We start from the raw sequence: 26,894 nt of genomic DNA on the forward strand, positions 1-26,894 counted from the left end.
TTCCCCCGTGGCGGGGCACGAGAAGGCATGGAGACGATGGTCGAGGACGGACGTGTGCTGCCGCTGACCGGCGCGCAGACCGGGATCTGGCTGGCCCAGCGGATCGAGCCGGACAGCCCGGTGTACAACATCGGCTGCTATGTGGACCTCTCCGTCCCCGCCGGACGGGGGGACGGAGAGGTCACCGGGGAGGGACCCGCGCCGGACGGGCCTGATGCGCCGGATGGCTCCGAGGCGCTGGATGGGCTCGCGACGGCGGGCGGGCCTGAGACGGCGGGCGGGCCCGACGTGCCGCGCCTGGCCGCGGCGGTGCGGCGGGCCGTACGGGAGGCCGAGCCTCTGCACGTGGTGTTCACCGAGGTGGAGGGCCGCCCCGTCCAGGCCCGCCGCCTCCCCGGGGGCTGGGCGCCCGCCGTCCTGGACCTGACCGGCGAGCCCGACCCCGAGGCGGCGGCCCGCGCCTGGATGGACGCCGACATGGCCCGGGTCGCCGACCTGGCGCGCGGTCCCCTGTTCGCCCAGGCGCTGCTGCGGATCGGCCCGCACCGGGTCTGGTGGTACCAGCGCTACCACCACCTGCTCACCGACGGGTACGGGGTCCTGCAGATCACCAACCGGGTCGCCGAGCTGTACGGCGCGGAGCTCGCGGAACTCGCAGATCCCGCGGAGCTCGCGGGGCTCGCAGATCCCGCGGGGCTCGCAGATCCCGCGGGGCTCGCAGATCCCGCGGGGCTCGCGGAGCCCGCGGACGGCGCCCCGGTCGCGCACAGCTGGTCGCTGCGGAATCTGATCTCCGGTGACACGGCCTACCGCGGCTCGGAGCAGCACACGGCCGACCGCGACTTCTGGCACGACCGGCTCGCCGGCCTGCCCGACGAGCCCGCCCGCCTGGTGGAGTGCCCGCCCGTCCAGGCGGCCCGGACCCTCCGGCGCACCGTGGAGCTGTCCGCCGAGCGGACGGAGCGGCTGCGCGAGGCCGCCGCCTCCGCCGGGACCCGCCTGTCCCGCCTGGCCATCGCGGCCATGGCGGCCTACCTGCACCGGGCCACCGGCGAGCAGGACGTGGTGCTCGGCCTGCCGGTGACCGGCCGGGTGGACGCCGGGTCGCGGGACACGCCCGGCCTGATGTCCAACGTCCTCCCGCTCCGCCTGGCCGTACGGCCCGACACGACCCCCGCCGAGCTCGTCGAGGCGGTCGCCGGGAACGTCCGCGAGCTGGCCGCGCACGCGCGCTACCGGGGTGAGGACCTGGCCAGGGAGCTGGGACGCCCCGAGGGCCTGCGCGCCCTCATCGGTCCCACCGTCAACGTCATGCCCTTCCACGGGGAGACGCGGTTCGGCGACCTGTCCGGCGTGATCCACTACCTGTCCCTCGGTCCGGTCATCGACCTGTCCGTCGCCGTCTACGACCGGCCCGCCGGGCAGGGCCTGCGCGTCGACTTCGACGCGGACGCCTCCGTCTGCGGCCCGGAGGAGCTCGCCGGGCACGAGCGGCGCTTCCTGGCGGTGCTGGAGGCGGTGGCCACCGCGATGACCACCGCCCCGGACCGGCCGCTGGGCGCCATCGACCTGACCACCGACGACGAACGCCGGCTGGTGCTCGACCGCTTCGCCGGCGCCCTGCCTCCGGTCCAGGAGCTGTCGTGGACCGCGGCGTTCGAGCGGCGGGCCGCGCACGCGCCGGACGCGCTCGCCCTGATCTGCGAGTCGGAGCGGCTGTCGTACGCCGAGCTGAACGGCCGGGCCAACCGGCTGGCCCGGCTGCTGCGCGCCCGCGGAGTCCGCGCCGAGGACGTCGTCGCGGTCGCCGTGCCCCGCTCGGCCGACATGGTCGTCGCCCTGCTCGGTGTGATGAAGGCGGGCGCCGCCTATCTTCCCCTCGACCTGGACCACCCGGCGGACCGGGTGGCGTACATGATCGAGGACGCGCGGGCGCGCGCCGTCGTCTCCGTGACGGACCTCGCCGGCGAGCTTCCCGAGCTCCGCGATCTCCGTGAGTCCCGCGATCTCCGTGAGTCCCGCGAGGTTCCTGAGTCATGTGAGACTTCTGGGCCCCGCCAGCCTCGCGAGGTCTCCGTCCCCCGGTTGCTCCTGGACGACCCCGCCGTCGTCGCGGAGCTGGCCGGTCTGGAGGACACCGACCTCACCGACCTCCCCGATCTCGCCGGCCTGGGCCTGGACCGGGCCGCGTACGTCATCTACACCTCGGGATCGACCGGCCGCCCCAAGGGGGTGGTGATCTCCCACGACGGCATCGGCAGCCTGATCCGCACCGCCACCGAACGGCTCGGCGTGGACGCCGCCAGCCGGGTCGTGCAGTTCGCCTCGGTCGGGTTCGACGTCGCCGTCTGGGACCTGGTCATGTCCCTGTGCGTGGGCGGCACGGCGATCATCGTGCCCGCCGAGCGGCGCGTCGCCGGGGAGGAGCTGACCGGCTACCTCACCGGGCACCGGGCCACCCACATGATCCTGCCTCCGTCACTGGTGGCCGCCCTCCCCGCCGAGTGCGAGCTGCCCGAGGGCGGGGTGCTCGTGGTGGGCACCGAGGCCGTCCCGGCCGAGCTGATCGCCCGATGGGGGCGGCGCATGCGGGTCGTGGTGGCGTACGGCCTCACCGAGGCGACGGTGAACTCCACGCTCTGGCTCGCCGACCCCGACCTGCCGGGCCCGGTGCCGATCGGCGTCCCCGACCCGGGGACCCGCTGCTACGTGCTCGACTCCGCGCTGCGGCCGGTGCCGCCCGGCGCCGTGGGCGAGCTGTACGTCGCGGGCCGCGGACTGGCCCGCGGCTACCTCGGCAGGCCGGGCCTGACCGCCGAGCGGTTCGTCTCCGACCCGTTCGGCGCGCCCGGCGACCGCATGTACCGCACCGGGGACCGGGCCCGCTGGCGTCCCGACGGGAACATCGACTTCCTCGGCCGCGAGGACGGCCAGCTCAAGATCAGGGGCTATCGCATCGAGCCCGGCGAGGTCGAGAGCGCCCTGATGGCCCACCCCGCCGTCGCGCAGGCGGCGGTCGTCGCCCGCGAGGACCACCGCGGCGTCAAGCGGCTCGTGGCCTACGTGACGGGACCCGGATCAGGGGCCGGCTCTGAGCCCGTGAACGGGGCCGGGTCTGAGCCCGTGAACGGGGCCGGGTCTGAGCTCGGGAACGGGACCGGCTCCGGGCTGGGATCCGCTTCCGCCTCCACCCCCGGCTCCGGCTCCGCTCCGGGCCCTGGCTCCGCCTCCGGGGACGGGGCCCGGTTCCGGGCCGTCGACCCGGCGGAGCTGCGGAGTCTGGTGGCGGGCACGCTGCCCGACTACATGGTGCCCGGCACGATCGTGGTGCTGGACGGCGTGCTACCGCTGACCCCGAACGGCAAGCTGGACAGGCAGGCTCTGCCGGAACCCGAGTGGACGGCGCAGACGGGGGGCACCGCCCCGTCCACCCCGGCCGAGCACGTCCTGGCCGATCTCTTCGCCGAACTGCTCGGGCTGCCCGCGGTGGGCGTCCACGACGGGTTCTTCGAGCTCGGCGGCGACAGCATCGTCGCGATCCAGCTGGTGAACCGGGCCCGCCGCGCCGGGCTGGTCATCACCCCCCGCGACGTCTTCCGGCTCCGGACCGTCGCCGCGCTCGCCCGTGAGCAGGCCGGCCGGGCCGGTCAGGCCCCGGAGCAGGTCCACGACCCGGGCGTCGGCGACGCGCCGGCGACCCCGATCATCCACTGGCTGCGCGAGCTCGTGGAACCGGCGCGATCCACAGGGCCCGCGGAACTCCCAGAACCCGCCGATCCCGTCCAGCCCATCGATCCGCAGGCCGTCGATCCGCAGGCTGTGGATCCACAGGTCGTCGGTCCACAGGCCGACGATTCCGCGCGGCCTACGGGGGCCGCCGGTCCCGGGAGGCCGATCGACGGCTTCCACCAGGCCGTGGTGCTGCAGGTTCCGGCGGATCTCACCACCGAGCTGCTGGCTTCGGTCCTGCAGGCCGTACTGGACCATCACGGCATGCTGCGCGCCCGGCTGCGGCGGGCCGACGGCTGGGCCCTGGAGGTCCCGCCGCCGGGCGCGGTCCGGGCGGCCGGCCTCGTGGAGCGGGTCGAGGTCGGCGCGAACCTTCCACAGGCTGTGGACAGTTCGGACGGGACGGCCGTCGCGGACGGCGCGGGCATCGCCGTCCGTGGGGATACCCCCGGTATCCGGAACGATGCGGAGATCACGGGCGTCCCGGGGGCCCGGGGCGGTACGGCTGTCACGGGCAGCGGGGGCGCCCTGGGCGAAATGATCGCCGAGCACCGCCGCCGGGCCGCCGGCCGGCTGGCCCCCGAGGAGGGCCGGATGCTCCAGGCGGTCTGGCTCGACGCCGGGCGGAGCGTCCCCGGACGGCTGGTGCTGGTCGCCCACCACCTCGTCGTCGACGGCGTGTCCTGGCGCATCCTGCTGGCCGACCTCGCCCAGGCCGCCCGGTCCCTCGCGGCGGGACAACCGGTCACCCTGCCGCCGGTCGGCACGTCCTTCCCGCGCTGGTCGCGGATGCTGGCCGCGGACGCGCTGACCGCTTCCCGCCGGGCCGAGCTGGAGAGCTGGCGGGAGATGCTCCGCGAGCCGGCCCCGGCCCTCGGGCTGCGGCCGCTGGACCCGGCGACCGACACGGCGGCGAACGAACGTTCGCTGACGGTGTCGCTGCCCGGCGACCAGACCGCCCCGCTCCTCGCCGACCTCCCGGCCGCCTACCACGGCACGGTCAACGACGTCCTGCTGACCGCGCTCGCCGCCGCGGTCGCCCGCTGGCGTCAGGACCGTCCGGCCGGCATCGGCGCGGATTCCGGTCCGGGCACGAGCCGTGGGCTCCTGCTGGAGCTGGAGGGCCACGGGCGCGAGCAGGACGAGCTGGCGAACGGGGACGGCCCGGCGGGCGGGGCCGCTCTGGCGGGTGGGAACGACCTGGCGGGTAGCAGTGACCTGGCGGATGAGATCGACCTGGCGGGCGGGGCCGATCTGTCCCGCACCGTGGGCTGGTTCACCAGTGTCTTCCCGGTCCGGATCGACGCCGGTGACATCGACTGGGCGGAGTTCCGGGCAGGCGGGCCCGCCGTCGGTCGCGCGCTCAAGCGGATCAAGGAGCAGCTGCGCGCCCTGCCCGGCTCCGGCCTGGGCTACGGGCAGCTGCGCCACCTGAACGAGGAGACGGCGGGCGCGCTGGCCGCCGCGCCGGAACCGCAGCTGCTCTTCAACTACCTGGGCCGCTTCCGGGCGGACGAGGGCGGGGACTGGCGGCTCGCCGACGACGCCGAGCCGCTGACGGCCGGCCGTGACCCGGGGATGCCGCTGTCGCGTCCGCTGGAGATCAACGCGGTCGTCCGGGACGGGACCTCGGGGCCGGAGCTGAGCGCGACCTGGTCGTGGCCGGACGGGGTCCTCGACCGCGCCGGTGTCGCCGAGCTGGCCGGGCTCTGGCTGGAGGCGTTGCGAGGGCTCACCGCGCACCTGGCCGCGCCGGACGCGGGAGGACACACCCCCGCGGACTTCCCGCTGGTGGAGATCGGCCAGGACGAGATCGACGAGCTGGAGGCGGCCCCGTACGGCCTGCGGGACGTCCTGCCGGTCACCCCGCTCCAGCAGGGACTGTTCTTCCACGCGCTCTTCGACGAGGACGTCTCCGACGTCTACACGGTGCAGCAGGTCATCGAGCTGACCGGTGTCGACCGGGACGCGGGGAATGCCGAGAGAGCCGAAGGCGCCGGGCGGAACGCCGTCGACGGCGCCGCCGGAGGCGCCCTGCACCGCGCGGTGCAGGGGCTGCTGGAGCGCCACCCGCTCCTGCGCGCCGGGTTCCGGCAACGGTCCGACGGCCGCGTCGTCCAGTTCGTCCCCGGTACGGTGACCGTGCCGTGGCGGGAGATCGACGCTCTGCGCCCCGAGGGCGGGACGGCCCACACCGCGGAAGGGGAGATCGTCCGCGCCGTCGCGGAGGAGGAGCGGGCGCACCGGTTCGACCTCGCGGCTCCCCCGTTGATGCGCGCCGCGTTCGTCCGCGGCGCGGACCGCCACTGGCTGGTCCTCACGCTCCACCACCTCGTCGCCGACGGCTGGTCGGTGCCGATCATGCTGCGTGACCTGCTCGCCGGGTACCGGGCCGATGCCGAGAAGCCCGGCGGGACGAGCACCGGTGCGGAAAGCCTCGGCGGGGTGAGCGCCGGTGCCGAGAAGAGCCGCGGAGCGAGCACCGGTGCGGAGCGAACCGACGAGGCGGCTGACACTCGCGCCGCGATCTCTGGCAAAGCGGCGGCTGACGCTCGCGCCGCGGTCTCTCTCTGCCGCGAATACTTCTCCTGGCTGAAGGGCCGCGACCGGGAGGCGGCGCGCGCCGCCTGGCGGCAGGCGCTGTCCGGGCTGGAGGAGCCGACCCTGCTGGCGCGGGCCGTACGCGGGGCCGTATCCACGGATGAGGCCGTGCCCGCGAGCGGGGCCGTACCGGCGGGTGAGGCGGCGCCCGGGCCGATCGGGCAGGTCCGCGGCGAGCTCACCGCGGAGCTGACCGCCGAGCTGACCGCGTGGGCGCGCGGGCGCGGGCTCACGCTGAGCACCGTCATCCAGGGCGCATGGGGACTGCTCGCGGGACGCCTCACCGGTCGTCGCGACGTCGTGTTCGGCACCACCGTCTCCGGCCGGCAGGCCGCCGTCGAGGGCGTCGAGTCGATGGTGGGCCTGCTGGTCAACACGTTGCCGGTACGGATGACGTGGCGGCCCGGCGAGCACCCGGCCGACCTTCTGACCCGGCTCCAGGACGCCCAGGCGGACCTGCTCGACCACCAGCACCTCGGACTGGCGGAGATCCAGCGGCTGGCCGGGTTCACCGATCCGGACACGCGGAGCCTGTTCGACACCCTCGTCGTGATCGAGAACTACCCCGTCAGAGGGGACCTGCGCGCCCCCGGCGGGGCCTTCGAGATCACCGGGGTCGACATCCGCGACGCCTCCCACTACCCCCTGTCCCTCACCGCGGTGCCCGGGGACCGGCTGGACCTGCGGCTCGACTACGACACCGGGCGGTTCGACGCCGGGACGGCCGCGCGGCTCTCGGCGGCGCTGATCCGGTTGCTCGAAGAGATGGCCGCGGATCCCGACCGCCCGGTCGGCCGGTTCGACCTGCTGCCCGCCACCGACCGTGGGCGGGCGGCGCTCACCGGAGCGGTCAGGCCGGTCCCGGAGGAGACGCTGGCGACGGCCTTCGCCGCGCAGGTCGCCGCCTCGCCCGGCGCCACCGCGCTGATCTCCGGTGCGGAGGAGGTCTCCTACGCCGAGCTGGACCGCAGGGCCGAGGACCTCGCCCGGCGGCTGGCCGCCCGGAGGATCGGCGCGGGGCAGTTCGTGGCGGTGGCGGTCCCGCGCTCGATCGAAATGATCGTCGCGCTGCTGGGCGTGCTGAAGTCGGGTGCGGCGTACGTGCCACTGGACGTCGAGTACCCCGCGGACCGGCTGGCGTTCATGCTCGCCGACTGCGGGGCCCGCGCCGTCGTCACCACGGAGGAGACCGCCGCCCGGCTCCCCGGGGCGTACGGCGTCGAGCGCGTCATGATCGACCGCGGGGAGGCCGCCGACGGAGCCGAGCCCGGATCGGGGACGCCCGCCTCGCGTCCGGCCATTCCCGTCTCGCGTCCGGCCGGGTCCGGCGATCCCGCCTATCTCATCTACACGTCGGGCTCGACCGGCCGCCCCAAGGGCGTCGTCGTCACGCACCGGGCGATCATCGGCCACCTCGCGTGGGCGCAGGGCGAGTTCGGTCTGGACTCCGGCGACCGCATGCTCCAGCAGGCGTCGGCGAGCTTCGACGCCTCCGTCTGGCAGATCTTCTGGCCGCTGTGCGCCGGGGCCGCCGTCGTGCTCGCCGAGCCCGGCGGACACTTCGACCCGGACTACCTGGCCGGTCTCATCCAGGAGCGGCGCGTCACCGTCCTGGACATCGTCCCCTCGATGATCCAGGCGTTCCTGGCCACCGAGGAGGTCGCCGGCGACTCGGCGTGGGCCGCGAGCCTGCGCAAGGTCTTCGGCGGCGCCGAGGCGCTGACCGCCGGGGTGGCCCGCCGCTGGCGGGAGCTGACCGGCGTGCCGGTGGACAACTGCTATGGGCCGACCGAGGCCACGGTCCAGGTCACCTGGCAGGACGGATCCCAGCAAGCCGGGTCGCAACCGTCCGGACTCCTGCCGTCAGAGTCTTCGCCGTCCGAGTCTTCGACGTCCGGGTCCCGGCGATCCGGGTCCCCGTCGTCCGGGGGCGGGGCCGTCCCGATCGGCGGGCCGGTCTGGAACACCCGCCTCTACGTCCTCGACGCCTGCCTGCGGCACGCGCCCGAGGGCGTGCCGGGGGAGCTCTACATCGCCGGGGACCAGCTGGCCCTCGGCTACCACGGCCGTCCCGGTCTCACCGGTGAGCGGTTCGTCGCCGACCCGTACGGCCCGCCGGGCACGCGCATGTACCGCACCGGCGACCTGGTGCGGCGCCGCCCCGACGGCGCCCTGGAGTACGTGGGCCGGACCGACCACCAGGTCAAGATCCGCGGTAACCGCGTCGAGCTCGGCGAGGTCGAGGCCCGGCTGGCGGACGAGCCCGGGGTCGCACGGGCCGTGGCGGCGGTCCACGGCTCGGGGGCCGCCGCGCGGCTGGTCGGGTACGCGCTGCCGGAGCCCGGCGCCCGGCTCGACGGAGCCGCGCTCCGTTCCGCGCTGGCCGCGGCGCTGCCCGCCCCGATGGTCCCCGGCGCGGTCGTCGTGCTCGACGCGCTTCCGCTGACGCCCAACGGCAAGGTGGACCGGGCCGCCCTGCCCGTCCCGGACGCCGCCGCCGGGGCCGCCCGGAGGGAGGCGCGGGCGCCGCGCACCGAACGGGAGGCGCTGCTCTGCCGGATCTTCACCGAGGTCCTGGGGACCGAGGCCGGAGCCGACGACGACTTCTTCGTGCTCGGCGGCGACAGCATCGCGTCCATCACCGTCTCCGGGCGCGCCCGCCGGGCCGGTCTGCCGCTCAGTCCCCGCGACGTCTTCACGCACCGCACGCCCGCCGCGCTGGCCGAGGCGGTGGCCGGGACGCAGGCGGGAGACGGAGCACCCGAGGGGAACGGGGCGCGGGAGGGCGACACCGACCACGCGGGGCGGGCGGGAGACGGGACGCGAGCGGACCTGATGCGGCTGACCGCCGGGGAGGCCGACCGGGTGCGGCAGGTCAGCCCCGTCCCCGTCGAGGACGTCTGGCCGCTCTCCCCGCTGCAGGAAGGCATCTTCTTCCACTCCACCTACGACGCCGGCGACGCGGACGCGGTCGACGTCTACACCTCGCAGGACGTCTTCACGTTCACCGGGCGGATCGACGCCGACCGGCTCCGCGCGGCCTGCGCGGCGCTGCTGGCGCGCAACCCGAGCCTGCGCGCCGGGTTCACCGGCGAGGGGCTGCCCCGGACGGTGCAGTTCATCGGCGCCGACGTGCCGTCCCCGGTGCGCGAGATCGACCTGTCCCGCCTGCCCGCCGCCGAGCAGGCCGAGCGGGTGGCCGCGCTGCTGGCCGAGGACCGGACCCGGCGGTTCGACCTGTCCAGCCCGCCGCTGATGCGGCTGCTGCTGATCCGGCTCGGCGATCACGACCGGCTGGTGGTCAGCCACCACCTGATCCTGTGGGACGGCTGGTCGGCCTGGCTGTTCCTGGAGCAGCTGTTCGCCCTGTACGACCGGGCGGGCGACGACCGCGGCCTGCCCGCCCCCGGCTCCTACCGGGACTACCTGGCCTGGCTCGCCGGACAGGACTCCGGAGCGGCGCTGGCGGCCTGGCGCGAGGCCCTGTCCGGCTTGGCCGAGCCGACGCTGGTACGGCCCGCCGACGACGGCCTGCGCCCGGTGATCCCGCTGAACCTCGACGCCCTGCTCCCCGCGGAGCTCGGCGACCGGCTCCGCGCCACGGCCCGCGAGCACGGCCTGACCCTCAACACCGTGCTCAACGCCGCCTGGGGGCTCATCCTGTCCGCCGCCGCCGGCCGCGACGACGTGGTCTTCGGCGCGGCGGTCGCGGGACGCCCGGTGGCGGTCCCCGAGGTGGAGAGCATCATCGGGATGTTCCTCAACACGGTTCCGGTGCGGATCTCCTTCGACCCGCGCGAGCCCGTGCTGGACCTCCTGCGGCGGGTGCAGGACGAGCGCGTGGCGCTGATGCCGTACGAGCACCTGGGTCTGGGGGAGCTGCAGCGGGAGAGCGGGCACCGCAGGCTCTTCGACACGCTCTTCGTGCTGCGCGACGCCGGCGGCGAGGAACGGATGACCGCGTTCACGCGGGGCAACGGCATCGTGGACGTGACCGGGATCGACGCCACCCACTACCCGCTCACCCTCATCGTGACCCAGGGCTCCCGGCTGCGCGTGACGCTGTCGTACCGGCCCGACGCGTTCGGGGCGGACGAGGCCGCCGCGCTGCTGGCGCGCTACACGGCGGTGCTGGAGCGCCTGGTGGACGGCCTGGCGGAGCGGACCGGCGCACTCGACCTGCTCCTCCCGGGAGAGCGGCGGAGCCTCGGCGCGGAGTGGGACGCCACGCGGCGCCCGCTGCCCCCGGCGACCGTCGCCGAGCTGCTCGCCGAGCAGGCGGCGCGCACCCCGGACGAGGTGGCCCTGGTCTTCGGCGCCGAGCGCCTGACCTACGCCGAGCTGGACGTGCGGATCAACCGCATGGCCCGGCTGCTGCTGGCGTACGGCGCCGCGCCGGAGCGGGTGGTCGCGCTGGCCCTGCCGCGCTCGGCCGACATGGTCGTGGCGCTGTTCGCCGTGCTCCAGACGGGCGCCGCCTACCTGCCCCTGGACCTGGAGTATCCGGCCGAGCGACTGGAGTTCATGCTCCGGGACACCGCCCCGGCGTGTGTGGTGACCACCACGGCGGTCGCCGCGACGCTCCCGGACACCGGGGTGACGCGCGTCCTGCTCGACGACCCGGCCACGGTCGCGGCGCTGGCGGCGCTGCCCTCCGGCGTACTGGCCGACGGCGAGCGCCCGGCCTTCGCCCGCGACCTGCCGCACCGGCTGGAGCACCCGGCATACGTGATCTTCACCTCGGGCTCCACCGGCCGCCCCAAGGGCGTCGTCACGCCCTATCGCGGGCTGACGAACATGCAGTTCAACCACCGCGAGGCCATCTTCGACCCGGCGATCGCGGCGGCCGGCGGGCGGCGGCTGCGCATCGCCCACACCGTCTCCTTCGCCTTCGACATGTCGTGGGAGGAGCTGCTCTGGCTGATCGAGGGGCACGAGGTCCACGTCTGCGACGAGAACCTGCGCCGCGACGCCGAGGCGCTGGTGGCCTACTGCGACCGTGAACGGGTCGACGTCGTCAACGTGACGCCCACCTACGCCCACCACCTCATCGAGGAGGGCCTGCTCGACGGGCACCGGCCCCCGCTGGTGCTGCTCGGCGGCGAGGCGGTGTCCGAGACGGTCTGGAGCACGCTGCGGGACACCCCCGCAACGTTCGGCTACAACCTGTACGGGCCGACCGAGTACACGATCAACACGCTCGGCGCCTCCACCGGCGACAGCCCGACCTCCACGGTGGGGCGGCCGATCTGGAACACCCGCGCCTACGTGCTCGACTCCGCGCTGCGCCCGGTCCCGCCGGGCACCCCGGGCGAGCTCTACATCAGCGGGGTCGGCCTGGCGCGCGGCTACCACCGCAGGCCCGGCCTGACCGCCGCGAGCTTCGTCGCCGACCCGTTCGGCGACGAGCCGGGCGCCCGCATGTACCGCACCGGCGACCTCGTGCGCCTCCGTCCCGACGGCAACCTGGACTTCCTCGGGCGGACCGACGACCAGGTGAAGATCCGCGGTTACCGGGTCGAACTGGGCGAGATCGGGGCGGCGCTGGAGGAGCATCCGCTGGTCTCGCACGCCGCCGTCGTGGCCGACGCCTCCGGGCCGGGCGGGGCCAAGCGGCTGGTCGGGTACGTCGTGCCCCAGGACGCCGCCGTGCTCCAGGACGCCGCCGCGTCCCAAGAGTCGGAGTCCTCGGGATCCTCGGGATCCTCGGGGGCTCCGGGGCAGGAGGACCTCGTCACGGCTCTGCGGGAGTCGCTGAAGGCCCGGCTGCCGGGCTACATGATCCCGGCCGCGATCATGGTGGTGGACCGGCTGCCGCTCACCGTGAACGGCAAGCTGGACGTGCGGGCGCTGCCCCGGCCCGCCGTCACCGCCGGGGGCCGGAGCCGGCCGCCGCGCTCGCCGCAGGAGCAGGTCCTGTGCGCGCTCTTCGCCGAGCTGCTCGGCGTGGAGCGGGCCGGGATCGACGACGACTTCTTCGACCTGGGCGGGCACTCCCTGCTGGCCACCCGGCTGGTCAGCCGGGCCCGCGCCGCGCTCGGCGCGGAGCTGGCCATCCGGGACCTGTTCGAGGCCCCGACGGTCGCCGAGCTGGCGGCCCGGGTCGCCGCCGCCGGCGCCGTACGGCGCCCGGCCCTGCTCCCCGCGGCCGAGCGGCCCGAGGAGCCCCCGCTCTCGTCCGCCCAGCAGCGGCTCTGGGTGATCGAGCAGCTCGAAGGCCCGTCGGCGGTCTACAACTTCCCGCTCGTCATCCGGCTGCGCGGCGCGCTCGACGTCGAGGCGTTGCGGGCCGCGCTGGCCGACGTGGCGGGGCGGCACGAGGCGCTGCGCACCCGCATCGCCGAGCGGGAGGGCCGCCCGTACCAGGACGTCGTCCCGGCCGGGATCGCCCGCCCGCCGCTGGAGGTGGTCGAGGCCGGGGAGGAGCGGCTCGACGAGGTCCTGGCCGGAGTCCTCGCCCGCCCGTTCGACCTGGCCGTCGAACTCCCCCTGCGCGCCACGGTCGTACGGCTGGGCGCCCACGAGCACGTGGTGGCGCTCCTGCTGCACCACATCACCACCGACGAGTGGTCCGACGGGCCGTTCCTGCGCGATCTGTCGGCCGCGTACGCCGCCCGCCGCGACGGGCGGGAGCCGGACTGGGATCCCCTGCCGGTGCAGTACGTCGACTACACGCTCTGGCAGCGGGAACTGCTCGGCGACCGCTCCGACCCCGAGAGCCCGGCCGCGCGCCAGCTCGCCTACTGGGGCGAGACCCTGCGCGGCGCTCCCGAGCAGCTCGAACTGCCCACCGACCGGCCCCACCCGGCGCGGCCGAGCCCGGCCGGCGGGGAACTGGTGGTCGAGCTGGACCCGCAGGACTGCGTGCGCCTGCGCGAGGTCGCCCAGCGGGCCGGGGCGAGCATGTTCATGGCGTGCCACGCGGTGGTCGCCGCGCTGCTGCACCGCCTCGGGGCCGGGGACGACCTCCCGCTCGGCGCGCCGATCTCCGGCCGCACCGACGGGGCCCTGGACGAGCTGGTCGGCTTCTTCGTCAACACCCTCGTGCTCCGCACCGACGTGTCGGGCGACCCGACCTTCGCCGAGCTCGTCGGCCGGGTCCGGGAGAGCGCCCTGGCCGCCTTCTCCCACCAGGACGTGCCGTTCGAGGCCGTCGTGGAGGAGCTGAACCCGGTGCGCTCGCCCGACCGCAACCCGCTGTTCCAAGTGATGGTCGGCTACCGCAACCGTGCGGACGACGGCTTCGCCATGGCCGGGCTGGAGGTTCTGCCGCAGCCGGTCGAGGCCCGCACGGCGAAGTTCGACCTGGTGTTCGGCTTCGCCGAGGACGCCGGGAGCGGCCGGATCGCCTGCGTGATCGAGTACCGCTCCGACCTGTTCGACCGGGCCACGGTCGCGACGCTGGGCCAACGGCTGTCCGCGCTCGTCGGCGCGGTGGCCGCCGATCCCCGGCTCCCGGTCAGCGGCGTCGACGTGCTCACCGAGGCCGAGCGCGAGCAGGTCGTCACCGGCTTCAACCGGACCGGCCGGGCGGTGGACGAGGAGACCTTCCCCGGGATGTTCCGGCGGCGTGTGACCGAGCGCCCCGGCGCCGTCGCCGTGGTGGACGGGCCGCGCTCGGTCACCTACGCGGAGCTGGACGCCCTGTCGGACCGCATGGCCCGGCTGCTGGCCCGGTACGGCGTGCGCGCCGAGAGCGTGGTCGGCGTGGCGGTGCCGCGCTCGGTGGAGATGGTCGCCGTGATGCTCGGCGCGAACAAGCTGGGCGCCGCCTTCCTCCCGCTCGACCTCGCCCACCCCGCCGACCGCCTGGCGTACATGCTCGGCGACGCGCGGGCGGCGGTCGTCGTGGCGACCGAGCAGGTCGCGGGCAAGGTCCCGGAGGTCGAGGGGCTGCCCGTGCTGCTGCTCGACACTCCCGAGGTCGCCGCGGAGACGGCCGCCATCGAGGCGGGCGGGCCGTTCCCGCCCGTCGCCGCGGACGCGGTCGCCATGGACCAGGCCGCCTACGTGATCTACACCTCGGGCTCGACCGGGCGGCCCAAGGGCGTCGTCGTCCCGCACGAGGGGATCAGCAGCCTGGTGGCCACGGCCGTGGACCGGATGGGCCTCACCCCTGACAGCCGGGTGCTGCAGTTCGCCTCGATCGGCTTCGACGTGACCATCTTCGAGCTGTCCATGGCGCTGTGCCACGGCGGCTGCCTGGTGCTCGTCCCCGACGAGGCCCGGGTTCCCGGCCGCGAGCTGACCGACTTCATGAACGAGCAGCGGATCACCCACGCGATCCTGCCGCCGTCGCTGGTCGCGGCCCTGCCGTCGGAGTGCGAGCCGCCGGAGGGGGCCACCGTACTGGTCGGCACCGAGACCGTTCCGCCCGCCGTGATCGCGCGGTGGGCCGGGCGCCTGCGGCTGCTGGCGGCCTACGGGCTGACCGAGGCGACGGTGAACTCGACGCTGTGGCCGGCCGAGCCGGGCTGGTCCGGGGCGGTGCCCATCGGCGTGCCCGACCCCAACACCCGCGTGTACGTGCTGGACGCGCACCTGCGCCCGGTCCCGCCCGGGGTGCCCGGGGAACTGTACGTCAGCGGTCGCGGGCTGGCCCGGGGCTACCTGGGACGGCCCGGCCTGAGCGCGGAACGGTTCGTCGCCTGCCCCTTCGGCCCGCCCGGCACGCGGATGTACCGCACCGGCGACCGGGCGCGCTGGCGTGCCGACGGGAACATCGACTTCCTCGGCCGGACCGACGACCAGGTGAAGATCCGCGGCTTCCGCATCGAGCCGGGCGAGATCGCCGGTGCGATGACCCGGCACCCGGGCGTCGCCCAGGCGGCGGTGGTGGTGGACCGGAGCGGACAGGAGCCGAGACTGGTCGGCTACGCGGTCCCCAGCCGCGACGGGACCGGAGCCGGAGACGGCGGTGCGGCCGGGACCGGTGGCGGAAGCGGGGACGGAGTCGGAGCCGGGAGCGGCCTCCCGCTCGACCCGGCCGGGATCCGGGCCCACGTGGCGGAGCTGCTCCCGGACTACATGGTCCCGGCCGCGGTGGTGGTGCTCGACGGGCCGCTCCCGCTCACGCCCAACGGCAAGCTGGACCGCCGGGCGCTGCCGGCCCCCGACTGGTCGGCGCTGACCGGCACGGCCCGCCCCGCCACCGGGCGGCAGCGGGCTCTGGCGGATCTGTTCGCCGAGATCCTCGAACTGCCCGAGGTGGGGATCCACGACAACTTCTTCCTGCTGGGCGGCCACTCGATGTCCGCGATGCGGTTGCTGGGCCGGGTCCGCACGGTGCTGGACGCCGACCTGGCCCTGCGCGACGTCTTCGAGGCGCCCACGGTGGCCGCGCTGGCCGAGCGCCTGGGCGACCAGCTGGACGGATCCGGAGAGGACCGGGTGGACGAGTCCGGCGCTGTCCGGCCCGACGGGTCCGGGAGCGGCCGGGAGTCCGCGGCCGGGAACCGTCGGCGTCCGCGGCTGGGCCGGGGCGACAGGCCGCAGGTCCTGCCCGCCGCGCCGCCCCAGGAATGGCAGTGGGCCCGATACCGCGCCGGGACCGGGCGGGTCCACGACATGGCGTTCGCGCTGCGCGCACCCGGCGGCCTGGACGCCGGGGCGCTCGCCGCCGCGCTCGCCGACGTCGCCGCACGCCACGAGCCGCTCCGCACGGCCTTCACCGAGTACGGCGGGCAGCCCGCGCAGGAGACCGCCGGACGGTACGGGATGACAGGCCGGGAACCGGCCGGGCCCGAGGCGGAATTCCTACGGGAACCGGGAGGAGCCGAGGCGGAACGTCTTCGGGAACCGGTCCGGGGACTCGTCCAGGAGCCTGCCGGGCAGGTGCTCGAGATCGTCGAAGTCGACGACCTGGAGGAGCGGCTGCGCGCGCTAGCGGCCGGGGAACCGGACCTGACCGGGCGCCCGCCGCTCCGGGCCCGGCTGCTCGTCGACGGCTCCGGGGCCCAGGCGCTCCTGCTCACGATGCACTACATCGGCGTCGACGAGTGGTCCGTCGTCCCGCTGATCCGCGACGTCGTCACCGCCTACACGGCCCGGCGGCGGGGAGACGCCCCGGGCTGGAGCGAGCTCCCGGTGACTTACGCGGACTACACGTCGTGGGCGCACGAGCTGCTCGGCGGGACCGGCGGGGTCGCCGACCGGCAGCTCGCCTACTGGCGGGAGGCCCTGCGCGGACTGCCCCTCGATCCCGCGCTGCCGTACGACCGGCCGCGCGAACAGGATTCCGGCGGGCAAGGCCCCGACAGCCGGGGCTCCGACGGGCAGGGCCCCGATGGCCTGGCCGCCGGCGGGCGCGGGGACCACGTCGGGTTCGTGCTCGACCCGGCCCTGCACGGCGGCGTCGACGACCTCGCCGCCCGGACGGGCACCAGCATGTTCATGGTGCTCCAGGCGGCGCTGGCGACGCTGCTCACCCGGCACGGCGCCGGGACGGACCTGCCGATCGCCTCGCTGGTGGCGGGCCGTGCGGAGGAGGCGCTCACCGATCTGGTCGGGTGCTTCTTCAACACGGTCGTCCTGCGCACGGACACCTCGGGCGAGCCGACCTTCCGCGAACTGCTCGCGCGGGTGCGGGAGACCGACCTGGCCGCGCTCGACCGGCAGGACGTCCCCTTCGGCCGGGTGGCGCGGGAACTCGGCCTGCCCGCGCCGAGGGTGATGCTGGTCCATCACGAGCAGGCACGGATGGCGGAGATGGAGGACATCGGCGCGGCGTTCGAACCGGTCCCCACCGGGGCGCTCAACGCCGACCTGACGCTGAGCTTCTTCGAGCCGCGCGGCGACGGGCCCGTGGACTGCCTGCTGGAGTACGACACCGGTCTGTTCGACCGGGGCACGGTCCAGCGGCTCGCGGACGACCTGGTCCGCATCCTGAAGACGGCGGTGGCCGATCCCGACCGGCCGCTCGCCGACGACCCGAGGAGGAACGACTCATGAGCAGCAACCCGTTCGAGGATCCCGAGGGCCGTTTCCTGGTTCTCGTCAACGGCGAGGGCCAGCACTCGCTCTGGCCGTCCTTCGCCGAGGTTCCGGCGGGCTGGGAGAAGGTCTTCGGAGAGGAGTCACGGGACGCCTGCCTGGAATACGTGGAGACGAACTGGACGGACATGCGCCCCCGCAGCCTCGCCGAGGCCATGGAACGGACGGAGACCGCTCAGACCTGAGCGGCGAGGCCCCCGGTCAGGCGGTCCAGTCGGACCGGGCGGCCCACTCCTCGACGGTCGTGGTTCCGGGACGGAGCAGGCCGTCCGGGATCGGCGGGGGAGGGGCGGCCGCGCTCTGCGCGTAGATCCCGGCGATCCCGGCTGCCGCCGCGGCCCCCATGACGGGTTCGATCAGCCGGCCGTACTCGGCGGGATCGACCTGCGTGTAGCCGACCGGCAGGCCGGTCGCCGCCGCGACGGCCGCGGCGAGCCGGTCACCGGTGACCGGCTCGGGGCCGCTGACGACCAGACGCGCGGGGGGCCGGGCGTCGGCCAGCACCGCCGCGACGACGTCGCCCAGGTCGTCGAGCGTCGCCCACGGTACGGGGGCCTGCGGCGGCAGCGGGTAGGCCAGCTCGCCGCGTTCGCGCAGCCGCCGTACCGACCAGGGCTGCAGGAGGTTCTCCAGGTACGGCCCGGCGGGACCGACCACGGACGCCCGGTCCACCCGCTCCGGCAGGCGGTCGCCGAGCAGCACCCGGGCGTCGACGAAAGGCGCGCCGACGGGGGCGGGGGGCAGGGGCATCCCCGGGTTGAACACCGCCCGGGGGACGTCGGCCTTGCCGAGCGCGGTCAGCACGGCCTCGGCCTGCGCGACGGCGACCGGATCGAACACCTGGGGAAGCTGGACCACGACGGCGTCGGCGCCGTCGTAGGCCCGCAGCAGGGCCGCGGTGTCGGTGAGGTCGGCGGAGCGGGAGTCCAGGGGGCGGATCCGGTGCCCGGCGGCACGCAGCCTCCGGGCGATGCGCGAGCCCTGCGTGCCGGAGGCGCCGTGGACGGCGACGATCATTTCTGTCATGCCGACGACGCTAGGGCCGTTACTTCATCTTTTGAAGTAGGCACTTTTCCTGTAGTAACTACAGGTATGGAAACACTCCAGGTGCGGAAGTCGGTGACGCCCGAAGAATGCGTCGTGACCCGGACGCTGACCTTCGTCGGCAGCCGGTGGACCCCGCTGGTGATCTGGCACCTGCTCGACGGCGCCAAGCGTTACGGGCAGCTGCGCCAGCTCCTGCCCGGCATCAGCCCGAAGACGCTCGCCGACCGGCTGCAGGCGCTGGAGACGCAGGGGCTGCTCACCCGCACGGTCTATCCGGAGAAGCCGCCCCGGGTGGAATACGCCCTGACCGTGCGGGGCCAGGCGCTCGGCGAGATCCTCAACTCGGTCGCCCGCTGGGCCGAGGAGGAGGAGGACACCGGGGCGGGGGAGCCCCCGCGGTCGTGACGATCATCGGGGCGGGGGAGCCCCCGCGGTCGTGGCGGTCACCGGGGCGGGGGAGTCCCCCCGGTCGTGACGGTCATCCGGGGGCCCGCCTCACGCCGGGCGGGTGTCCGACCACGCCTCCCACAGCTCGGCGTAGCGTCCTCCGGCGCGCACGAGCTCGTCGTGCGTGCCGACCTCGGCCACCTTCCCGCTGTCGAGGACCACGATCCGGTCGGCCGTCGCGGCTTGGGTGAGCCGGTGCGCGACGACGAGCGCGGTCCGGCCCTCGATCGCCGCGGCCGCGGCCGCCTCCAGGACCCGGGCCCCCGCGCTCCCGGCCTCCGCGGTGGCCTCGTCCAGGACGACCGCCGGAGGGTCGGCCAGGACGAGCCTGGCCAGCGCGAGCTGCTGGGCCTGCGCGGTGGTGAGCCGGTGGCCGCTCTCGCCGACCACGGTCAGCAACCCGTCGGGCAGGGCCTGCGCCCAGGCCAGCGCCCCGACCTTCTCCAGAGCGGCGCGCACGTCCTCGTCGGTCGCCTCCGGCCGGGCGAGCCGCAGGTCGTCGGCGAGCGGGCCGGTGAAGACGTGCACTTCCTGGGTGACCAGCGCGACAACGGGCCCCGCCGCGCTCCCGCCCGTTCCGGGCAGCTCCGGGTCCTCCGGGTCTCCGCCCGCTCCGGAGCGGCTCGTGTCTCCGTCGGCCCCGGGCAGCCGGGTGCCGCCGACGGTGATCGACCCGCTGCCCGGGCGGTGGATGCCCGCGATGAGCTTGGCCAGCGTGGTCTTGCCCGCGCCGCTGGCCCCGACCAGGGCGACCCGCTGCCCGGGGGCGATGTCGAGGTCCACGCCGCGCAGCACCGGGTGGCCCGGCCGGTAGGAGTACTCGACGCCGGAGACGCGGATCGCGGGGGCCTCGGGTGCGGCCGGTCGCGCGACCACCGGTGGACCCTGGTCCGATCCGGGAGTCTGATCGGTCCGGAGTGCCTGGCCCGCTACGGGAACCCGGTCCGCCTCGGCCTCCCGCCCTGTCACGCCGGCCACCCCGACCAGCCGTGCGAAGCCCGCGGTGGCGGCCTGGAGGTCGTCGGCGAGGCCGAGGACGATGTTGATCGGTGTGAACAGGCTGTGGAAGTAGAGCGCGGCGGCGCTGGCCGTACCGATGCTGACATCGCCGCCCCGGACCAGCAGGAAGCCCATCACCAGCACCGCCGACAGGCCCACGAACTCGGCGAGGTTGAGCCGGGAGTAGAAACGCGTCATCAGCCGGATGCCGCGCAGCGCCAGTTCCACCGCGGCCCGCGACCGCGTCTCGACGAGGCCCACGTGCTCGCCGGTGAGCCGGAACGCCCGGACGGTGGACGCCCCGCCGACCGTGCCCAGCAGCTGCTGCTGCTGTTCCCCGACCGCGACGCGCTGCGCGGCGTAGAGCGGGACCGCGCGGCGGGTGTACCACCGCACCGTGTGGATCTGGAACGGGACGGCCAGGAGCGCGACGAGCAGGAACCGCCAGTCCAGGATCGCCATGCCCACCAGGGTGAGGGCCAGCGTCAGCAGGGCGCGCGCCAGCGCGGGCATCGCGTCCCGGGCCGTGTTCGTGATCAGTGAGACGTCGTTGGTGACGCGAGAGGTCAGGTCGCCGGATCCGGCCAGCTCGACCCGTTCGAGGGGCAGGCGCAGGGCCCGTTCCACGAAACGCTCGCGCAGGGTGGCCAGCATGCCCTCGCCGAGCCGGGCGATGAGGGAGACGCCGGACGCGGTCAGCACGCCCTGCGTCAGCGCGATGACCGCCAGCCAGGTGACCGGGGCGGTGATCGCGGAGGCCGGCCGCCCCTGGTGGACCAGGTCGATGACGTGGCCGAGCACGGGGGCGGTGAGCAGCCCGATCGCGGTCGCGGCGACCAGGACCGCGAAACCGCCGGCGGCCGCCGCCCGGTGGGGCCGCGCCAGCCCGCGTACGGCCGCCCGCACCTGCGCCGCGGTCGCGACGGGCAACAGCTCCCGGTCCTCCGCCTCCCGGGTTCCGGGGTGTGCGGCCTCGGGCTCCCGGCCCTGCGCCTGGCCGGGCTCTCCGGTGTCCGGCCCCCCGGCCCGCCGCTTCCCGGGCCGGCGCTCGTCGGTCGTGCTCATCGGCGCGTTCTCCTCCGTGGATTCCGTGCGATCAGGCGAGAACCGTCGCCCGGTAGGTCTCGTTGCCGTGGACGAGTTCGGCGTGGGTGCCCTCGGCGACCGAGGTCCCGCCGTCGAGGAACATCACCCGGTCGGTCACCGCCAGCAGGGCCGGGCTGGTGGCCACCATGATCGTCGTCTTCCCGTCCCGGGCCTCCCGGATCCCGGCCGCGATCCGGGCCTCGGTGGCCGCGTCGACCGCGGTGGTCGGGTCGTGCAGGACCAGGACCGGGGCGGAGGCGGCCAGGGCGCGGGCGAGGGCCACCCGCTGGCGCTGCCCGCCGGAGAGCGAGCGTCCCCGCTCGGTGAGGACGGTGTCGGCGCCGTACGGCAGGGCGTCGGCGACCTCGTCCGCCGCCGCGGCCGCCATCGCCGGTTCGGCCGCCTCGGGGACGGCGGCGGCGGTGACGTTGCCGAGCAGGCTCCCCTCGAACAGGTCGGCGTCGTGCTCGGCGACGACGACGGCGTGGCGGATCTCGGCGGGGTCGAGGGCGGTCAGCGGCACGCCGTCCAGCTCGGCCGTGCCCGACTCGGGGTCGGCGTCCCGGCCCAGCACCCGCAGCAGCGAGGTCGCGACCGCGGGGTCCGCCGTCACGACCCCCAGCAGCTCGCCCGGGGCGGCGTGGAGGCTCAGCCCGCGCAGCGCGCCGTGCCGTACCCCGCTCAGCCGGATCCGGCCCGCGACCGGCCGGGGCAGGGCGTCGCCGCCCCCGGTCACCGCGGGCGGCGAGGCCAGCACGGAGGCGATCCGGGCGGCCGACGCGCGGCCCTGGGCGAACTCGCCGTTGGCCCAGGAGAGGACGGACAGCGGGGTGAGCAGGAACTGGGCCAGGCCGACCGCCGTCACCAGTTCGCCGACGCTGATGTCGCCCTGCGTCGCGAGCCTGCCCCCCACCAGCGCCACCACGGCGATGAACACGCCGGTCAGGGTGAGCATGCCGCCGTCGTGCCAGGCCTGGGCGCCGGCCGCCCGCACCGTGGCGGTCAGCGACTCCCGGCTGGTGCGCCGGTACCGGCCGACCGCGGCGGACTCGGCCCCGATGCCCTTGAGCACCCGCAGCCCGGCGATCAGGTCGGCGGCCACCCCCGAGGCATGTGCGGCGCGTTCCTGCTCGGCGCCGCTGCGCCGCTCCAGCGGCTTGCCCAGCAGGTGCGCCAGGAGCAGCAGGGGCGGGATTCCCAGCAGGACGAGCAGGCCCAGCGGGACCGAGACGCGCAGCAGCATCACGCCGCCGACGACCAGTCCGGTCAGCGCCGCCAGACCGGCGGCCAGGGCCACGGCCGCGGCGCCCACCCGCCGGGCGTCCTGGGTCGCGACGGAGACCAGCTCGCCCGGGAGCCGTCCGGCCTCCGCCCCGCCGCGGGGATCCAGGACCCGCCCGGTCAGCTCGACGCGGAGCTCGTGCGCCGCCTGCTCGGAGGCCCGTTCGGCGGCGCGGGACCCGAACCGGTAGCTGAAGGAGAGCCCGGCGAAGACGAGGGCCAGCACCGCGATCCACCGCGCGAGCGCGCCGGCGTCCCCGGAGGAGATCGCCTCGTCGATCACCAGCCCGATCACGACGGGGACCAGCGCCTCACCGGCCTGGTGCCCGGCGGCCAGCAGGGACCCGGCGGTCACGTGCCTCCACTGCCCGGTGATCGCGCGCCTCAGGACGTCACGGCCTTCGATGGGCACCAGTTCCTCCGGTCGGTCGCTCGGGATCACGCGGCAGGCGGAGGGGGCCTCCCGGGCGATGCGGGGCGGCGCGTCCCAGCGGCGGGCCGCCTCCCGGATCGGCTCGTCAGCCGTTCGTACGGCGGAGCCGCCGGCGCGGCCGCCGAGTGCCGGCCGCGTCGTTCCCCGACCCCTCCGAACTCACCTGATAAGGCGAGGCTAACCTAAATTGCTCTCGATCACGAGTCCCCGCCGGCCCGGAGGGCGGGGAAATGATGTTGTCCCGGACGGTGCGCGACGTTAAGGTCGATACCGTGACTGCCGGGTCGGCCATGGGCCAAGAGCGAGTGGGGCACCCGGCCACGGCTTGATCGCCGGGCGGGCGAGAGGCCCGCCTCCTCGGCCTCGTTTTCTTCTCCCGCGCGTTCCGCGCGACGTCTTCCGATCCCGGCGCCGCTTTCCGGCTCCCGCCGTTCTCCGCGCCGGTCCCCGCTTTCCCCGCGTTCCCCCTTTTCCCACGTCCTGGCCGGACCCGGCCATGACGACCTCGCCCTGCCCGCCGGGCGGGCGTCCGCCATTCCCGCGAACGGTCCGCGGGATCATCGATCTCGGAGAGAAACCAGAGAATGCCGATCGACTTCAACCAGCAGATCATCGACGAGTTCCGCGCCAACGCCGGAAGGGTCGGCGGTTATTTCGAGGGAGCCCGGCTGCTCCTGCTGACCACCGTCGGGGCGCGGTCCGGCGCCCCGCACACGACCCCGGTCGCCTACCTCCCCGACGGCGGCGAACGGGTTCTGGTCATCGCCTCGGCCGCCGGCGCGCCGAAGCATCCGGCCTGGTTCCACAACCTGGTGGCCAACCCCCGCGTCACGGTCGAGGACGGCGTCTTCACCTACGAGGCGCGGGCGGTCGTCCTGGAGGGCGACGAGCGCGACCAGGCCTTCGCCCGCGCGGCCGAGGCCGACCCCGGATGGGCCGAGTACCAGGCCAAGACGACACGGGTCCTGCCCGTGGTCGCCCTCCACGAGATCCCCGGCCCGCCGAACATGAACGGGGGCTCGTTCGGCGAAAGGCTCAAGCTGATCCACGACGCGTTCCGCCGGGAGCTCGCCCTGATCCGCAAGGAGATCGCCGCCTCGGGACCGGGGCTGGGCGCCCAGCTCCGGGTGAACTGCCTGACCGTCTGCCGGGGGCTGCACGGCCACCACACCCACGAGGACACCGGGATGTTCCCCGCCCTCGCCGGGCGGCATCCCGAACTCGCCCCGGTCATGGAGCGGCTCCGCCAGGAGCACGAGAAGATCGCGGCTCTCCTCGAAGAACTGCAGAAGGTCCTCTCCGCCGAGAACGGCGACGCCCGGCAGGTGCTCTCCGAGGTCGAGCGGCTCACCGAGGAGCTGGAGGCCCACCTGACCTACGAGGAGGAGCAACTGATCCCGATCCTCGACGCGACGGCCCCCTGAGCCTGGGGCGTTCAGGGACCGGCACGGAATCCGGGCCCGGGTGCGGCGCGCAGGGGCCGTCACCCGGGTCCGGTTCGCGGGATCCGTTGTCCCGGGTCCGGTTCGCGGGGGCCGTTGTCCCGGGTGTGGCTCGCGGGGTCCGTCACCTCGGCGTCGCTCAGCTCCGGGTGAAGTACACCTCGTCCAGGTCGCCGCGGAACTGGTCGGTCTGCGCGTCGGCCTGGCCGGGGTGCACCCGCTTGCCGCCGATCGTCGCGAGGCCCGCCGGGAGGATCGGGCCCATGACGGCGACCGCGTGGGCGGGCGGGACCACCGCGGCGCCGGTGGCCGGGTCGAGCACCCGGATCTGGAAGAGCACCGACGACAGCCGCGCGCACCGCACCCGGTACCAGCGCCCGACGGTGAGCCGGTACTCGTGGGCCGACAGCAGCACCACGCGGTCGCCGTCCGACCACCGGCACGAGGGGCGGCCGTGATCCACCTGGAGCTTCCACTGGCTGTGGCCGACGCCGGCCAGGCCGAACTGCCACACGTTCATCCCGGCGGCGGGCGACGGCTCGGCGGTCAGCCGCAGGTCGGCACCGAAGCCGAACCGCCCCGTGCCGTCGCGGGGGGTCAGCGCCCCGGGCACGAGCGGCTGGACGATCGCCTGGGGACAGGGGGCCGCCGGGCAGCTCCCGGCGGGGAACCGCAGGAAGAGGCCGCCGGTCTCGTCGGGCAGGGAGAGCACCCGGCCGCCGCCGGAGGTCAGGACGGCTCCGTGCCGGGCGTGGGACGTGCGGTCGGCGACCAGATCGGGCGTGACCATGGCGCCGTCGTAGCGCACCTCGTCGTCGGGGCCCGACGCGGCCTGCGCCGGGGGCCCGGCCGTCAGCGCCACCACCGCTCCGGCGATGACGGACAGGATCCTCGCCATGACGCTCAGTGCAGCAGCGATCCGTCCCGCAGTCAACGATCCGCTCGCAGCCGACGATCTGCTCACGGTTGACGGCCTGCCCACGGTCAACGGTCCACTCCCGGTCGACGGTCTGCTCACGGTCGACGGTCTGCTCGCGGCCAATGATCTGCTCCCGGCCGACGGTCCACCCACGGCCGGCGGCCTGCCCGTGGCTCCGGGCGGCTCCCTCCCGCGCCTCATTTCGCGATCGTGAGCACGCCGTCCGCACAGGAGATCACGGAGAGGTCGGACGGCGCGCCGTCCCCCGCGGGGAAGGTGATCCGCAGACGGCCGTCCTCCTCGCTCCGCCAGCGGCCGGCCACCTCCCGGGGGCGGTCGTCCGGGCCGGGCCGCAGGTCGGTGAACGTCCCGTCGGCCCGGAACTCCAGCCCCCGGCGCGGTCGCCGCGAGGGGCGGAACGGGTGGTCCGCGGGCCGGTACACCGCCGCGGTCTCGGTGTCCTCCTCGTAGGAGTGCAGCCAGGCGCCGACGACGTCCGGCGGTCCGCCGCTCACGGGCCGATCCTCGCAGGCGTGTCCGTCGCCCGCCTACCCGCGCGAATGGCCGGTCACCGTGTCGAGGGCCGCGCGGATGTCGTTCAGGACCTCCGTGGTCAGCCGCTCGCTGTCGTGCAGGAGCCGCTCCACCTCGCCGTCGGGGACGGAGTCCCGTCCGCCGCCGCGCCGCGCGGTGTCCGTCCGCGCGGCCTCGGGGATGGGCCTGGCGGCCAGGAAGGACGCGCGGGGCCCCTCCAGGCAGGCGTTGATCCGGGCGAGTTGGCCCTTGGTGAACATGTACATGCCCGCGTCGTCGGTGTAGTCCATGTAGTTCATGAACATGTCGCCGTTGGGCCCGTTGTCGCAGGTGACGTGGGGGAAGGTGGGCATCCCGGTGTTCGCGTCGGCCTGGTTCGGCGTGTCGGCGACCTTGTCGTCGCTGCTGCAGGCCCCGTCGTCGTCGCCCCAGATGTGGAAGAGGTTGAGCCAGTGGCCGATCTCGTGGGTCGTGGTGCGGCCGCCGTTGAAGGGGTTGCCGGGGGCGGCGGCCGTACCGGTGGTCCCGAAGAAGGAGTGGCCGATGACGACGCCGTCGAGGTGCGGGGGCTGGCCGGGGAAGGCGGCGTAGCCGAGGAGGGAGCCGGTGAGCTGGCAGACCCACATGTTGAGATACCGGTCGCTCGGCCACGGGTCGGAGCCGCCGGTCCTGCTCGACTTCACGCCGTCGCGGTGGTCGAACCCGGACCGGTCGGTGACGACCCGGACGATCCCGTCCGTCGGCTCGCCGTTCGGGTCCCGCGTCGCGAGGCGGAACTCGACCCCGGTGTCGGCCACCAGGTGCTTCCACACGTCGGGCACCTTGGACACGTCGGGGTTGGCGGCGCGGAAGTCCTGGTTGAGGACGGTGAACTGGCTGTGGATCTGCTCCTCGTCGATGTTCTGCTCCGGATGGTCGCGGTTGGCGACCACGTGGACGACGACCGGGATGGTCACCGGGCCGCGGCGGGCGGAGGAGAGCCGTCCGATCTCGTACTGCAGCGCCCGGTTCTCGATCACCGCGCGCTGGGAGCGGTAACTCATGCTCTCGTTGAGCAGCCTGCGGTGCACGAGCATCGTGCCGCACAGATCCCGGGCCGGGGGCGGCGAAAGGGTGGGCTCGGTCATGGCGGGTCCTTCCGAGGCGGACTTGGTGGTGCGGAGAGCGCCCGCCCAGGAGGAGTACGGAAGAATCACGCACTGCGGGCCTATCTAGGCATACCGCCGTGCATAATCACTAACCCCGGCAAAAGCACTGGTGTCCATGTCTTTCCGGACTCTTGACGGGTGGGCACGCGGCGCCCCGGCCCGCCGCGACCGGTCCGCCCGCCCGTGGCCCCGGGGCGGACGGACCGGCGGCACGCACCGCGCCTACGGCGGCGGCG

The 26,894-nt window shown here is 75.0% G+C and carries 11 protein-coding genes; 5 read left to right on the forward strand and 6 right to left on the reverse strand.

The window, feature by feature from the left end:
* The first annotated feature begins 27 nt into the window (after window positions 1-27).
* Window positions 28-17,280 carry a non-ribosomal peptide synthetase gene (locus tag Plo01_RS10490; protein WP_203890334.1) on the forward strand — a complete coding sequence of 5,751 codons (17,253 nt, stop codon included), beginning with the start codon at window positions 28-30 and terminating at the stop codon, window positions 17,278-17,280.
* Window positions 17,277-17,507: an MbtH family protein gene (locus Plo01_RS10495; protein WP_203890335.1), complete on the forward strand. Its 231-nt coding sequence runs from the start codon at window positions 17,277-17,279 to the stop codon at window positions 17,505-17,507. Before Plo01_RS10490 ends, Plo01_RS10495 begins: the two co-directional genes overlap by 4 nt.
* A gap of 16 nt (window positions 17,508-17,523) precedes the next feature.
* Here the strand turns inward: Plo01_RS10495 and Plo01_RS10500 are convergent, their stop codons facing one another.
* The gene (locus tag Plo01_RS10500; protein ID WP_203890336.1) at window positions 17,524-18,348 is read right to left on the reverse strand and encodes an SDR family oxidoreductase; all 825 of its coding nucleotides are present in this window, start codon (window positions 18,346-18,348) and stop codon (window positions 17,524-17,526) included.
* A 114-nt stretch (window positions 18,349-18,462) separates the two neighbouring features.
* Between Plo01_RS10500 and Plo01_RS10505 the strand changes: the two genes are divergently transcribed.
* Window positions 18,463-18,774, forward strand: coding sequence for a winged helix-turn-helix transcriptional regulator (locus Plo01_RS10505; RefSeq protein ID WP_203890337.1), 312 nt, complete (start codon window positions 18,463-18,465; stop codon window positions 18,772-18,774).
* A gap of 90 nt (window positions 18,775-18,864) precedes the next feature.
* Here Plo01_RS10505 and Plo01_RS10510 read toward each other — a convergent pair whose 3' ends face one another.
* Window positions 18,865-20,880, reverse strand: a complete 2,016-nt coding sequence (locus tag Plo01_RS10510) for an ABC transporter ATP-binding protein (protein ID WP_203890338.1) — start codon at window positions 20,878-20,880, stop codon at window positions 18,865-18,867.
* A 31-nt stretch (window positions 20,881-20,911) separates the two neighbouring features.
* Complete coding sequence (locus tag Plo01_RS10515; RefSeq protein WP_239316124.1) at window positions 20,912-22,594, reverse strand: ABC transporter ATP-binding protein; 1,683 nt, start codon at window positions 22,592-22,594, stop codon at window positions 20,912-20,914.
* 605 nt (window positions 22,595-23,199) lie between these two features.
* Here Plo01_RS10515 and Plo01_RS10520 point away from each other — a divergent pair.
* Window positions 23,200-24,039, forward strand: coding sequence for a nitroreductase/quinone reductase family protein (locus Plo01_RS10520; RefSeq protein WP_203890339.1), 840 nt, complete (start codon window positions 23,200-23,202; stop codon window positions 24,037-24,039).
* Between the two features lie 157 nt (window positions 24,040-24,196).
* Here the strand turns inward: Plo01_RS10520 and Plo01_RS10525 are convergent, their stop codons facing one another.
* The gene (locus Plo01_RS10525) at window positions 24,197-24,955 is read right to left on the reverse strand and encodes a LamG domain-containing protein (RefSeq protein ID WP_203890340.1); all 759 of its coding nucleotides are present in this window, start codon (window positions 24,953-24,955) and stop codon (window positions 24,197-24,199) included.
* On the opposite strand from Plo01_RS10525, the gene Plo01_RS10530 reads away from it, so the two are divergent.
* On the forward strand, window positions 24,954-25,190 hold the full coding sequence (locus Plo01_RS10530; protein ID WP_203890341.1) for a hypothetical protein: 237 nt from the start codon (window positions 24,954-24,956) through the stop codon (window positions 25,188-25,190). The two genes, Plo01_RS10525 and Plo01_RS10530, sit on opposite strands and share 2 nt — an antisense overlap.
* Here the strand turns inward: Plo01_RS10530 and Plo01_RS10535 are convergent.
* Both Plo01_RS10535 and Plo01_RS10540 read right to left on the reverse strand, forming a co-directional pair.
* On the reverse strand, window positions 25,174-25,491 hold the full coding sequence (locus Plo01_RS10535; protein WP_203890342.1) for a hypothetical protein: 318 nt from the start codon (window positions 25,489-25,491) through the stop codon (window positions 25,174-25,176). The two genes, Plo01_RS10530 and Plo01_RS10535, sit on opposite strands and share 17 nt — an antisense overlap.
* A 33-nt stretch (window positions 25,492-25,524) precedes the next feature.
* The gene (locus tag Plo01_RS10540; RefSeq protein WP_203890343.1) at window positions 25,525-26,637 is read right to left on the reverse strand and encodes a zinc metalloprotease; all 1,113 of its coding nucleotides are present in this window, start codon (window positions 26,635-26,637) and stop codon (window positions 25,525-25,527) included.
* Window positions 26,638-26,894: the final 257 nt, after the last annotated feature.

Origin of the sequence: Planobispora longispora, from assembly GCF_016863135.1 — a bacterium.
Lineage (GTDB): Bacteria > Actinomycetota > Actinomycetes > Streptosporangiales > Streptosporangiaceae > Planobispora > Planobispora longispora.